Raw genomic sequence first — 12949 nt, 5'->3', positions numbered from 1 at the left:
CGCATTTGATGGTTTCGTATTCCTGAAGAATCACGACTGCCCGTCGTGAAAAACCGGCAGCACATGCTCGGCGAGTTCTTCGATGACCTCGCGCACGGGCCGGTCCGATCCCGGATTCAGCGTGACGTGATGCGTGCCTGCCGCGCGCATGTCCCGCAGGATGTCGACCAATGCGCGGCGCCCGGTGGCATAACCGAGCGACAGCGCGGTGGCCGGCGCATCGGGATGCGCGGCGAGGTCGAGCCGCATCGACACGCCGAACGCGCGAAAGGCCGGCGATGCAAGCCGGTCGACCGCCGCGCGCCACATCGAATAACGGGCGCGCTGCGTGTCCGGATCGCGGTGGTACGTCATCCAGCCGATCGAGTGCCGCGCGATCCAGTCGACGCTTTGTCCGCCCGAGCCGACCGCGAGCATCGGCACCGCGTCGTCGCCGCGCGGCAGCAGCGTGAATTCGGGCGCGTCGGGCGGCGCTTCGTCGGGCAGCACGCGCGACGGCACACCGAGCGCGGCCGCGACGACGTCCCAGTGTGCGCGATAGCGGTCGCGCCGCGTTTCCGTATCGACGCCGAACGCCGCGTATTCAGGCGGCCGGTCGCCGGAGCCGAGCCCGAGGATGAAGCGTCCGCCCGACAGCGTCGCGACCGACAGCGCGGCTTTCGCGATATGCAGCGGATGACGCAGCGGCAGCACGATCGCGCCGCTGGCGAGCGCGATCCGGCGCGTGCGCGACGTCAGTGCACCGAGCAGCACCCACGGGTCGAGGTGGCCGACCGGGTCGGGATAGTCGGCGCTGTTCAGCGGCACGTCGCGAATCCACAGCGCGCGAAAGCCGAGCGTATCGGCAAGCGCCGCGAGTTCGAGCTGTTCGTTGAAGTCGGCGACGATATTGCCGCTGCGAAGCAGCGGCAGCGTGAGGCCGATCGACAACTGCCCGGCCGAAAAGACGCGGCGTGCGACGTCGGCGCGGGCGAGGGCGTGCGTGGTCATGTCGAATCCCTGGAGGCGGTGCAAGGCGAACGCGCGGCGTTCAGTGTCCGAATGCTAGCGTGTTTGCGCCAGGCAGGAGCGGGGCGGCCCGCGCCGAGCACGGCGCTACGCGATCCGCAGCGTCATGCCGCGCAGCGCGAGGCCCAGGCGTGACGCCACGCGTTGCGATGCGCGGTTGTCGCTGTCGGTGCTGTAGAACAGCGTGCGGTAGTCGATATCCAGCCAGTCTTTTGCGTCAGGCATGCGTCGAGTATGGGTTTCCGGTCAGGCGGCGGAGAGCCGTGCGAAGGGCACGCGTCCTGTCATGCGTGCACCGCCACTGTCGGGCGATTGTAAGACGACTGCCGGCGGCGCGCAGGAACAACGTCGCGATGCCAGCCTGGGGCCGGTGCGGCAAGCCGGCGGGCAAGGCCGCCCGTCGTCGCTGCGGTGGGCGTTTCAGTTTCGAAACGTTCGCGTTTCTCGCCGGTGCACGATCCCCGTCGAAGGCCTTGCATCGGCCCGCGCGGCCTTGCGGCATGAAGCATGGTGCGCTCCTTGCATATCTGTGCGTGCCGTGAGCGCGATCGCAGGCGCAGTCGGGCCCGGCGATCGCTTCAGTGGGTCGGACGTATCGAATACGGGGACAAGAGAATGAAAAGGGACCGAACCGCAACGTGTCATGTTGCAAATATGAATCGCCGACCTGCCAGGGTATTCGCTTCGCCGTTGATCGCGGCGACGTGAGCGCGCGGCTTTCCGTTCCATCCGGGCAATCGGGTTCGTTCCGAACGACGGCGTGCATGCGTGACGCACGAGGCCGACCGGTGCCGGTCGGCCGTCGGGGATGAACCGCGAATGCATGCGGATGGCCCCGGCCTGGATCCCGGATCGTCATTTCGCGGCGCAACGCGAGTCGTCGTGCGGCGGATGCGTTCGCGCGCCGCGCATTGCGTCGGCGTGACGGGCCCGAAGAACCGGATTGCATGGGAAAGCCGGTGGCGCAACGATGCGTGCGGCATCGCGGAACACGCGTAGTCCAGGGGAAGCGTTCGCCATTCTCGGCGCGGCGGACACCGCAATATTGTGCTGTCAGTTGATCCACTACCCCGATGGATCAATTGTTGAAGCGCCCATCGCCGAGCGGCTGATGGGCGTCTTTTTTTGTACGCGGGTTTGTCGTGCGGGCCGCCGGCCGGATCGCGCGACGTTCTGTATCATGTGCTGGCGCGCGGGCCGCTCGTGCGGTTGCACGGCTGGCCGGCGCGCCCGCTCACGCGTTGCCAACATGAACGATCAAGCCTTGCACGACCCCTCATCCGCTTGTGTCGAGCCGACCGCGCTCGACGCGCTGCACACGTTTGTCGAGCGTCATCCGCGCCTGCTCGTGCTGACCGGCGCGGGCATCAGCACCGATTCCGGCATTCCCGGCTATCGCGACCGCAATGGCCAATGGATGCGCTCGCCGCCGATCCAGCTCCACGAATTCCTCGGCTCCGACGCGGCGCGGCGACGCTACTGGGCGCGCAGCATGATCGGCTGGCCCGTCGTCGGCCGCGCGCAGCCGAACCGGTCGCACGACGCGCTGGCGCGGCTCGGCCGCGCAGGCCGGATCGAGCGCCTCGTCACGCAGAATGTCGACGGCCTGCATCAGCGTGCGGGCAGCGACGACGTGATCGAGCTGCACGGCGGGATCAACGGCGTGACGTGCCTCGAATGCGGCGCGCATCATGCGCGCGCGACGATCCAGACCGTGCTCGAAGCCGACAATCCCGATCTGCTGGGCGCGCAGGCCGAGCCGGCCGCCGACGGCGACGCGCACCTCGAATGGGCCGCGCTCGACACGTTCCGCATCCCGGCGTGTCCCGCGTGCGGCGGCCTGCTGAAGCCGGCGGTCGTGTTCTTCGGCGAGAACGTGCCGCGCGAGCGCGTGACGCTGGCCGCGCAGGCGCTCGATGCGGCCGATGCCTTGCTCGTCGTCGGGTCGTCGCTGATGGTGTATTCCGGGTACCGCTTCTGCGTGTGGGCGCAGGCGCAGCACAAGCCGGTTGCCGCGCTCAATCTCGGTCATACGCGCGCCGATCCGATGCTGACGCTGAAGGTCGAGGCGCAGTGCGCACCGGCGCTCGACGCACTCACCGCGCGGCTGGGCTTCGCGGGCAACGCACCGGAGCACGCATCGTGAGCGGCCCGACATCTTCGCCCGATCCGTCCGCGCGGCTGTCCGCGCCGGCGGCCGAACGCAATCGCGGGCCGATCCTCGACGTGTTGCGCCGCGTGCTGCCGGCGACCGGCAGCGTGCTCGAAATCGCGAGCGGCACGGGGCAGCACGTCGTCCATTTCGCGCAGGCGTTGCCGGGCCTGCGCTGGCAGCCGAGCGATCCCGACGCGCACGCGCGGCGCTCGATCGCCGCGTGGATCGCGCATGCGGGCGTCGCGAACGTTGCCGGGCCGCTGGCGTTCGACGTGCGCGACGCGTCGTGGCCGGTCGACGCGCTCGACGCGATCGTCTGCATCAACATGATTCACATCTCGCCGTGGGCCTGTACCGACGCGCTGTTCGCGGGCGCGTCGCGCCTGCTGCGGCCGGGCGGCGTGCTGTTCCTGTACGGCCCGTATCGTTGCGAGGGCCGGCATACGGCGCCGTCGAACGAAGCGTTCGACCTGCAGTTGCGAAGCCGCGACCCGTCGTGGGGCGTGCGCGATCTCGAGGCCGTCGTCGCGCTCGGACTCGATCGCGGGCTCGACTGCATCGAGGTCGTCGAGATGCCGGCGAACAACCTGAGCGTCGTGTTCCGGCGGCTTCCGCACGCGGAACAATGACACGCAAGCGCGCATCGCCGCCGGGTTTCCACTATCCTTTCGCCTGTGCGCGCGGCCCGGGTCGGGTCGCGCCCTGTTTTTTCCGGAGAATTGACTAATGGGCAAACAAGCAATCGGTGTGATCGGGCTCGCGGTGATGGGCCGCAATCTCGCACTCAATATCGAGAGCCGCGGTTACGCGGTATCGGTGTACAACCGCAGCCGCGAGAAAACCGACGAACTGATCGCCGAATTCCCCGGCCGCAACCTGGTGCCGACCCATACGCTCGAGGAGTTCGTCGCGTCGCTCGAAACGCCGCGCCGGATCCTGATGATGGTGAAGGCGGGTGAGGCGACCGATGCGACGATCGCGTCGCTCAAGCCGCTGCTCGAGAAGGGCGACGTGCTGATCGACGGCGGCAATACGCACTTCACCGACACGATTCGCCGCAACCAGGAACTCGCGCAATCGGGCCTGCATTTCATCGGCACCGGCGTGTCGGGCGGCGAAGAGGGCGCGCTGCGCGGCCCGTCGATCATGCCCGGCGGCCAGCGCGACGCGTACGACCTCGTCGAGCCGATCCTCAAGCAGATCGCCGCGAAGGCGCCGTCGGACGGCGAGCCGTGCGTCGCGTACATGGGCCCGGATGGTGCGGGCCACTACGTGAAGATGGTCCACAACGGCATCGAATACGGCGACATGCAATTGATCGCCGAAAGCTACTCGGTGCTGAAGAACGTCGCGGGCCTGACCAACGACGAGCTCGGCGCGGTGTACACCGAATGGAACCAGGGCGAGCTCGACAGCTACCTGATCGAGATCACGTCGAAGATCTTCGGCAAGAAGGACGAAGAGACCGGCAAGCACCTCGTCGACGTGATCCTCGATCGCGCCGCGCAGAAGGGCACGGGCAAGTGGACGAGCCAGAACGCGCTGGATCTCGGCGTGCCGCTGCCGCTCATCACGGAATCGGTGTTCGCGCGTGTGCTGTCGTCGCTGAAGACCGAGCGCGTCGCGGCCAGCAAGATCCTGTCGGGCCCGGCTGCCGCGCCGTTCGACGGCGATCGCGCCGCGTTCGTCGAAGCGGTGCGCCGCGCGCTGTACCTGAGCAAGGTGATCTCGTACGCGCAGGGCTTCGCGCAGCTGCGCACGGCGTCCGAAGAGTACGGCTGGAATCTCGACCTCGGGACGATCGCGAAGATCTTCCGCGCGGGCTGCATCATCCGCGCGCGCTTCCTGCAGAAGATCACGGATGCTTACGCGAAGGATCCGGCGCTCGCGAACCTGCTGCTCGATCCGTACTTCCAGGACATCGCCGCGAACTACCAGGCATCGCTGCGCGACGTCGTGGTCGCCGCGGTGAAGGCCGGCGTGCCGGTGCCGGCGTTCGCGTCGGCGGTCGCGTACTTCGACAGCTACCGTTCCGAGCGGCTGCCGGCGAACCTCGTGCAGGCGCAGCGCGACTTCTTCGGCGCGCACACGTTCGAGCGTACCGACAAGCCGGGCAGCTTCCACGCGAACTGGTCGTAACCGGCCCGCGGGGCGCATTGTTGCGAAAATCTATTCTTTGAATAGGGTTTTTCTATCCCGGATGCCGACATTGTTGGCTCCGGGGAAACAGTGTTTTCGCTCTTTCATGGTTTTCCCTAGGGGACGTCGGGACTAAACTCTGTTCCATCGCTGCAGACATGGTGTGTGCGGCGGAGCAAAAAAATCCCGGAGGTAATCATGAAATCGCTGATCGCAACGTTCGCTGCAGCTGCTGTCCTCGCCGTTCCCGCCGTCTCGTTCGCCCAACAGAACGCGCCCGTTACCCGTGCGCAGGTGAAGGCCGAACTGGTCCAACTGCAACAGGCCGGCTACAAGCTGGGCAGCGACCGCACGGACTACCCGGCAGGCATCCAGGCAGCTGAAGCTCGTGTGAACCCGCAACAGAACGTCGCCGCCGCCGACACGACCGGCTATGGCGCGCAACCGGCCGCCGCGCAGGAATCCGGCGTACCGGCCGCTGCAAAGACCGGCTGGCAAGTCAAGCGTATCGCTGACGGCGCACCGGTCTACAAGGGTCGTTAATGGCGCGGCCGCCCCGGCGGCCGGACCCGACCCCATGTAGTACAAACAGCCCGTCGTTCCGCAAAGCGGAACGACGGGCTGTTTTCATTGGTGGCGCGTGTCGCGGCGGCGGTCAATGCAGCGGGCGCGTGCCGCGCCCGATCTCCCGGAACAGCGCTTCCGCCGGCTCCAGTACCTGCAGCCACGTTTCGTCGTAGCCGCTCAGCGTGTCGAGCGCGTCGCGCAGCCGCTCGATCGCGAGGACCGGCAGCTCGACGCTGTGGCGCGTGGCGCCCGTCAGGTGCGCGACGCTCGCCAACTGGACGAGTGCATCGGCCGCCTCGGCGACGTCGGTCGCGAACAGCAGGTGCCGGTTGAGCAATTCGACCAGGCCGCTGGAACCGGCGAAATCGTCCGCATTGAGCTGCACGGAAAGAAACGTCGCATTGTTCATTGTCATGCTCCTCGTTGTCGTTGGATTACGCTGCGCATCACCGAGTATAGGCGGCGATCGAAGGGGAAAATGTGACGGAGCCGAGACGGCAGACGGCTGCGACGCGGGCGGAAGACCGGCGGCTGGGCCGCCGGACGGCCCGCGCGGTGCGGTTCGCGGGCCGCCGGCCCGCATCGGCGAGGCCGCAAGATTGTTGCCGGAACCTGCGCCTGTCGCGGTCCTGACCGCGACAAATGGTATCTTTGCCGGTCGGAGCGACGCGGAAAAGGGGCCGGTGAGCCTGTTCGCGCCGACGTTCCGCTGTGGAAACTGACGGCCGCGAGAGCGGTCGGATACTGGTTGGTCCGGCCGTCCGGCCGGACATCGTGCGTCGCGCGCCGGAGGGCGGTGGGCGGCGCAACGACGCAAATCCGGGAGGACCCTTGAGAAAAACTATTCCCATCCACGATTCGCTGGCGCACTGGCTGCCGCAGGCGGCGCTCGTCGCCGCGGCCGTCGCGCTGTCGGGCTGTACGCTGACGCCGTGGACCGACAACTGGCAGCCGGCGCGTTCGTCGGCGCCAACGTCGGCCGCGACGCCGGGCGTGATCGCAGGCTATTACCGCGTGAACCCGGGCGACACGCTCGCGGGCATCGCGAACGCCTACGGGCAGCGCGTGCAGGACGTGGCGAGTTGGAACCACATGGCGCCTACCGACGCGGTGTCGCCCGGCCAGGTGCTGCGCGTCGCGCCGCCTGCCGCGACGTCATTCGGGCAGCCGCCCGCGGCGGCCGCGCAGCCGGGCTCGCTCGCATGGCCGGCCACGGGCGTCGTCACGGCGCCGTTTGCGGCCGGCAAGACGCGCGGCGTCGTGATCGCCGCGTCCGGGCCCGACCGTTCGGTGCGGGCCGCGGCGAACGGGCGGGTGGTCTATGCCGGGTCCGGCGTCAAGGCGTACGGCCCGCTCGTGATCCTGAAGCACGACAACGGGCTCATCACGGCCTACGGTCACAACGGCAAGCTGCTCGTCAACGAAGGCGACGCGGTGCGCCAGGGCCAGCCGGTCGCCGAGATGGGCACCGACGCGAGCGGCCGTTCGACGTTCGAGTTCGAAGTCCGCCAGAACGGCAAGGTCGTCGATCCGATGAACTTCCTGCCGCGCAACGGCGGCTGACGAGCCGCATCGCCGCGTGTGCGCCGGGCGGCGCACACGCTCCCGCCTTCTTTCGCCTTCATCCTTCCTTCAGCGTCGCGGTGTCGGACTGTCTCGCGTGATTGCCGAGCCAGCGGATGCCCAATGCGAGCGCCGCCGCGCCGAGCGCGATCAGCGAGCACTGGATCGCGACCGGCAGGTAGCCGTGCGGCCGCGGATCGACGAAAGGGTAGGGATACCAGTTCTCCAGCGCGCCGCGCACGAGCGTATAGCCGAGATAGACGACCGGAAAACCGAGCCACGCGAACGCGCTGCGCCGTGCGATCGGCGAGCGCGGCTCCACGTACAGCCAGTCGCACAGCATGACGAGCGGCACGATCCGGTGCAGCACCCAGTTGTTGAACGCCGGCGTGACATGGCGCAGCGCATCGAGCCGCGCGAGCAGGAGTTCGTAGACGATCGCGGTGATCAGCACGTACAAAACGGCCGCGCCGCGCATCGATTCGTAGCGGGCCGAGCCGGGGCGCGCGATCCGCCAGAGCCCCGCGGTCAGTATCGCCGACGCATAGAGGCTGCTCAGTTGCGTGAAATAGCTGAGGAAGTTGCCGAGATGGACCGCGGGCATGCCCCAGTAGCCGGCGATGCTGTGCAACGTCGTGGACACCGCGAGCAACGCGGCGGTCAGCCGGTAGGCCGCAACGAAGAACGCCTTGCTCATGATGCGCGCGCAACGTCGACACCAAAGCTTCATCGTGCCACAGCCGTTCCCGTGCGCGATGCGGATTTTCCATATGGCAGCCGCGCGGTGTGTGTTGACGATTGGTCGGATATTTGACCGCGCCGAGGGAAATCGGACGCCCGTGCGGCTACAATCGTGGCAGCTCTGCCGGGCGCGGAGCCCGTTGCGGCATGCGCCCCTCCCCGCATACAACACGAGACGACGCATGAAAAACATCCTCGCGAAACAGACGCGCTACAGCTCGCCCGCGATCTTCTTCCACTGGGCCATCTTCCTGCTGGTGGCGCTGGCGTACCTGGCCATCGAGATCCGCGGGCCGAAAGGCAGCGACAGCCGGGTGTTCTGGATGAACGTGCACCTCACCGCGGGCACGTTCGTGCTCGTGCTGTCGGTGCTGCGTGTGCTGTGGCGGGTCGTCAGCCGCGTGCCGGAAGCCATTCCGCAGGCCGCGCTGCTGCGCTGGCTCTCGAAGCTCGCGCATTTTGCGCTCTACGTGTTCATCATCGCGCAGCCGCTGCTCGGCATCATGATGATCAACCTGGGCGGCAAGCCGGTGTCGCTCGACTGGCTCGGCGTGTCGTTCACGCTGTTCGGCCCCGACAAGGCGTTGCGGCCGACGATCAAGGAAGCGCACGAACTGATCGGCAACGCGTTCTACTTCGTGATCGGCCTGCATGCGCTGGCCACGTTGTACCACCATTTCATCCGGCGCGATAACGTGCTGCGGCGCATGGTGCCCTGATCGCCGCACGCCGGACGCGCGCAGCAGGCGGGGGCGCATGGTTGTGTTGACAACCATGCGCCCCCGCTTCGTTTACCGTCATCCGCGGCTGGCCATCGAGGCGAACATTCTGTAACATCTCGGCTGTTTTTACATTCCGATTACTCGCCGCCGCGCATGCTGCACCGACATCGTCACCTGACCGCCTGGCTTGGCGTGCTCGCGATCTGGTTCGCGATCGCGGCGCCGCTGGTGTCGCAGTGGCGCATCGCGCAGGCGGCCGCGCCCGACGCGATCGTCTGCAGTGCAGAGCATGGCGCGCATCGGTCGCCCGATGCGGGCCGCATGCACGATCATGCGCTGCATCTCGATGCGTGCGGCTATTGCGGATTCTTCGCGCACAGCCCCGCGATCGGCGCGCCTGCCGCCGCGTCGTTCGCTTCCGTTTCCGTCGTTTCCGTTTCCGCCGCCGCGCCGCCAGCCGTCGCGGCGCGCACCGATCGCTATCCGCGCGCGTATCCACGCGCACCGCCCGAGCGCGCCTGACGCGCTGTCTTCCGTTCTTTCCACCGCCGATATCCGTGCGGCCCGTCGAGGCCGCGTGGAGGGCGTCACTCGGGCTTTCGATCATGACCATTTTCCAGTTGCGTGCGCCGCGGGCGTCACGCAATGCCTGTGCGCGGCGCGTGCCGCGCATGTTGAAACTCACCGTTCCCGCGCTCGCCGTCGGCGCGCTGGCCGCGACCGCCGCCGCGGCCGAAACGGCGCGCGCGGCCGGCGCGCCTGCGGACGATTCGGCCGCGCTGCTGCCGCCCGTCGAGGTCGTCGCGTCGCCGCTGACGACGCCGCTCGTCGTCGTCACGGATCCGAAGGCGCCGCGCCAGCCGCTGCCCGCCAGCGACGGCGCGGATTACCTGAAGACGATCCCCGGTTTCACGTCCATCCGCAGCGGCGGTACGAACGGCGACCCCGTGCTGCGCGGGATGTTCGGGTCGCGACTGAATATCCTGGCGAACGGGATGCCGACGCTCGGTGCCTGCCCGAACCGGATGGATGCGCCGACGTCGTACATCGCGCCGGAAAGCTATGACAAGGTCACCGTCGTGAAGGGGCCGCAAACCGTGCTGTACGGTCCCGGCGCGTCGGCCGGCACCGTGCTGTTCGAGCGTGTGACGCCGCGTTTCGACAAGCCGGGCATGCGTTTCGAGGGCAGCCTCGTCGGCGGCTCGTTCGGCCGTAACGACCAGAACGTCGACCTGACGGCCGGCACGCCGGACGTCTATGGCCGCGTGAGCGCGAACCACGCGCATTCGCAGGACTACAAGGACGGCAACGGCAACACGGTGCCGTCGCAGTGGGACAAGTGGAACGCCGATGCGGCGCTCGGCTGGACGCCCGACGACCACACGCGGGTCGAACTGACAGCCGGCACGGGCGATGGCTACGCGAAGTATGCGGGCCGCGGGATGGACGGCGCGCATTTCCGCCGCGAGACGTTCGGCCTGTCGTTCGACAAGCGGCATCTCGGCGACGTGCTCGACCGGATCGAGGCGCGCGTGTACTACAACGAAGCCGACCACGTGATGGACAACACCACGTTGCGGCAGCCCGACCCGACCAGCAGCATGCCGATGCGGATGGCGTCGGAGGTGCGGCGCCGCACGGTCGGCGCGCGCGCCGCCGCGACGTTCCGTTTCGGCGACGACTTCAAGCTCGTGACGGGCGTCGACGCGCAATCGAACCGGCTCGATTCGCGCTCGGCGATGGGGCGGCAGAACTACGGCGACCAGCCGTGGGATGCGCAGGCGACGATGTGGAACGCGGGTGCGTTCGGCGAGCTGACGTGGTACGCGAGCGACGTGTCGCGCGTGATCGGCGGCGTGCGCGTCGACTACGCGAGCGCACGCGACAAGCGCGCGACGACGAGCGGGATGATGGCGAGCAAACCCAACCCGACCTTCGACGACGATCGCACGCGCGTGCTGCCGAGCGGCTTCGTGCGCTACGAGCGCGATCTCGCGTCGCTGCCCGTCACGTGGTACGCGGGGATCGGTCATGCGCAGCGCTATCCCGACTACTGGGAGCTGTTCTCCGCGAAGCGCGGGCCGGCCGGTTCGGTCAACGCATTCTCGGCGGTGCAGCCGGAGAAGACCACGCAGCTCGACATCGGCGCGCAATACAAGAGCGACCGGTTCGATGCGTGGGTGTCGGCCTACGCAGGCTACGTGCAGGACTTCATCCTGTTCAACTACGCGGCCGGCATGATGGGCCCGACCACGCAGGCGACCAACGTCAACGCGCAGATCATGGGCGGCGAAGCAGGTGTGTCGTGGCGGCCGGTTGCGCCGCTGCGCGTCGAGACGTCGCTCGCGTATGCGTGGGGGCGCAACGTGGCGAGCGGCGATCCGCTGCCGCAGATGCCGCCGCTCGAGGCGCGCATCGGGCTCGAATACACGCGCGGCGCGTGGTCGGCCGGCGGGCTGTGGCGGATCGTTGCGCCGCAGCATCGTTATGCGCTGAACGAGGGCAACGTGGTCGGCAAGGACTTCGGCCCGAGCGCCGGATTCGGCGTGCTGTCGCTGCATACGCAGTACAACGTCAGCAAGACCGTGCAGGTCTCGGTCGGCGTCGACAACGTGCTGAACAAGGCCTACACCGAGCATCTGAACCTCGCCGGCAATGCCGGCTTCGGCTATCCGGCGAACGCGCCGGTGATGGAGCCGGGCCGTACCGCATGGGTACGCGTGAGCGCAAAGCTGTAGCGCGTTGCGCGTGTGCGTTGCAGCATGCGCGCGCATGATCGCGGCCCCGCCCGAACGGGTGGGGCGCGTCAACCGATTAGAGAACCGTGTCTAGTCGGGGCGCAAACGTTGGCCAGTCGTGCTTCACTCCGGCATTCGACGATCACTGCGCACGCGAGGGCGCCGAGTGCGTCGATCCGATCTCATTCGTACCGGCAGCACAATAATCAGGAGAACATGCATGGCCAGATCGATGCGTTCCAGGGTGGTGGCAGGGGCAGTGGCATGCGCGATGAGCGTCGCGCCGTTCGCGGGGACGACTGCGTTGATGACGCTCGCGACGACGCGCGCGGCGATGGCGGCGACCGCGCCCGCCGACGACTACGCGACGACGCGTTATCCGATCATCCTCGTGCACGGGCTCACCGGCACCGACAAGTACGCGGGCGTGCTCGAGTACTGGTACGGCATCCAGGAAGACCTGCAGCAGCATGGCGCGACCGTCTACGTCGCGAACCTGTCGGGTTTCCAGAGCGATGACGGCCCGAACGGGCGCGGCGAACAGTTGCTCGCTTACGTGAAGACGGTGCTCGCCGCGACGGGCGCGACCAAGGTCAATCTCGTCGGTCACAGCCAGGGCGGGCTCACGTCGCGTTATGTCGCGGCCGTCGCGCCCGATCTCGTCGCGTCGGTGACGACGATCGGCACGCCGCATCGCGGCTCCGAGTTCGCCGACTTCGTGCAGAGCGTGCTCGCATACGATCCGACCGGGCTTTCGTCATCGGTGATCGCCGCGTTCGTCAATGTGTTCGGAATCCTGACGAGCAGCAGCCACAACACGAACCAGGACGCGCTCGCGTCGCTGAAAACGCTGACGACCGCACAGGCCGCCACGTACAACCAGAACTATCCGAGCGCGGGCCTTGGCGCACCGGGAAGTTGCCAGACCGGCGCGCCGACGGAAACCGTCGGCGGCAACACGCATCTGCTGTATTCGTGGGCCGGCACGGCGATCCAGCCGACGCTCTCCGTGTTCGGTGTCACGGGTGCGACGGACACGAGCACCCTTCCGCTCGTCGACCCGGCGAACGCGCTCGACCTGTCGACGCTCGCGCTGTTCGGCACGGGCACGGTGATGATCAACCGCGGCTCGGGCCAGAACGACGGGCTCGTGTCGAAGTGCAGCGCGCTGTACGGCAAGGTGCTGAGCACGAGCTACAAGTGGAACCATATCGACGAGATCAACCAGTTGCTCGGCGTGCGCGGCGCGTATGCGGAAGATCCGGTCGCGGTGATCCGCACGCATGCGAACAGGCTGAAGCTGGCGGGCGTGTAAT

Annotated in this window: 13 protein-coding genes; 9 read left to right on the top strand and 4 right to left on the bottom strand. The window is 67.8% G+C overall.

The window, feature by feature from the left end:
- Window positions 1-30: 30 nt before the first annotated feature.
- Window positions 31-990 (bottom strand): LLM class oxidoreductase, encoded by a 960-nt coding sequence (locus AC3WLY_RS28190; protein ID WP_492308493.1) that lies wholly within the window; start codon window positions 988-990, stop codon window positions 31-33.
- A gap of 105 nt (window positions 991-1095) precedes the next feature.
- Complete coding sequence (locus tag AC3WLY_RS28185; protein ID WP_244137168.1) at window positions 1096-1233, bottom strand: hypothetical protein; 138 nt, start codon at window positions 1231-1233, stop codon at window positions 1096-1098.
- Window positions 1234-2257: 1024 nt separating this feature from the next.
- Here AC3WLY_RS28185 and AC3WLY_RS28180 point away from each other — a divergent pair.
- The 4 genes from AC3WLY_RS28180 (at window position 2258) to AC3WLY_RS28165 (ending at window position 5845) form a co-directional block, all read left to right on the top strand.
- Window positions 2258-3154 carry an NAD-dependent protein deacetylase gene (locus tag AC3WLY_RS28180; RefSeq protein ID WP_310140556.1) on the top strand — a complete coding sequence of 299 codons (897 nt, stop codon included), beginning with the start codon at window positions 2258-2260 and terminating at the stop codon, window positions 3152-3154.
- A complete protein-coding gene (locus AC3WLY_RS28175; protein ID WP_492308494.1) occupies window positions 3151-3792 on the top strand; it encodes a DUF938 domain-containing protein in 642 nt (213 codons plus the stop codon). Before AC3WLY_RS28180 ends, AC3WLY_RS28175 begins: the two co-directional genes overlap by 4 nt.
- Before the next feature lie 97 nt (window positions 3793-3889).
- Entirely contained in the window at window positions 3890-5302 is a 1413-nt protein-coding gene (gene gnd / locus AC3WLY_RS28170) for an NADP-dependent phosphogluconate dehydrogenase (protein WP_072439460.1), read from the top strand.
- A 198-nt stretch (window positions 5303-5500) separates the two neighbouring features.
- On the top strand, window positions 5501-5845 hold the full coding sequence (locus tag AC3WLY_RS28165; RefSeq protein ID WP_175958694.1) for a DUF4148 domain-containing protein: 345 nt from the start codon (window positions 5501-5503) through the stop codon (window positions 5843-5845).
- 112 nt (window positions 5846-5957) lie between these two features.
- On the opposite strand, the gene AC3WLY_RS28160 is transcribed toward AC3WLY_RS28165, so the two are convergent.
- Window positions 5958-6278, bottom strand: a complete 321-nt coding sequence (locus AC3WLY_RS28160) for a hypothetical protein (RefSeq protein WP_072439461.1) — start codon at window positions 6276-6278, stop codon at window positions 5958-5960.
- A 422-nt stretch (window positions 6279-6700) separates the two neighbouring features.
- On the opposite strand from AC3WLY_RS28160, the gene AC3WLY_RS28155 reads away from it, so the two are divergent.
- Window positions 6701-7432 carry a peptidoglycan DD-metalloendopeptidase family protein gene (locus tag AC3WLY_RS28155; RefSeq protein WP_175958695.1) on the top strand — a complete coding sequence of 244 codons (732 nt, stop codon included), beginning with the start codon at window positions 6701-6703 and terminating at the stop codon, window positions 7430-7432.
- 58 nt (window positions 7433-7490) lie between these two features.
- On the opposite strand, the gene AC3WLY_RS28150 is transcribed toward AC3WLY_RS28155, so the two are convergent.
- Window positions 7491-8129, bottom strand: a complete 639-nt coding sequence (locus tag AC3WLY_RS28150; RefSeq protein ID WP_175958696.1) for a Pr6Pr family membrane protein — start codon at window positions 8127-8129, stop codon at window positions 7491-7493.
- Window positions 8130-8355: 226 nt separating this feature from the next.
- On the opposite strand from AC3WLY_RS28150, the gene AC3WLY_RS28145 reads away from it, so the two are divergent.
- The 4 genes from AC3WLY_RS28145 to AC3WLY_RS28130 all read left to right on the top strand — a co-directional run bounded on the left by AC3WLY_RS28145 (window position 8356) and on the right by AC3WLY_RS28130 (window position 12948).
- A complete protein-coding gene (locus AC3WLY_RS28145) occupies window positions 8356-8892 on the top strand; it encodes a cytochrome b (protein WP_175958697.1) in 537 nt (178 codons plus the stop codon).
- A 156-nt stretch (window positions 8893-9048) separates the two neighbouring features.
- Window positions 9049-9417 (top strand): DUF2946 domain-containing protein, encoded by a 369-nt coding sequence (locus AC3WLY_RS28140; protein ID WP_204422600.1) that lies wholly within the window; start codon window positions 9049-9051, stop codon window positions 9415-9417.
- An 83-nt stretch (window positions 9418-9500) separates the two neighbouring features.
- Complete coding sequence (locus AC3WLY_RS28135) at window positions 9501-11633, top strand: TonB-dependent copper receptor (RefSeq protein ID WP_492308495.1); 2133 nt, start codon at window positions 9501-9503, stop codon at window positions 11631-11633.
- Window positions 11634-11853: 220 nt separating this feature from the next.
- Window positions 11854-12948, top strand: a complete 1095-nt coding sequence (locus tag AC3WLY_RS28130; protein WP_425131063.1) for a triacylglycerol lipase — start codon at window positions 11854-11856, stop codon at window positions 12946-12948.
- Window position 12949 lies beyond the last annotated feature (1 nt).

Source organism: Burkholderia sp. FW306-1C-G01B, assembly GCF_058781685.1.
This window is presented reverse-complemented; position numbering and strand designations above follow the sequence as displayed.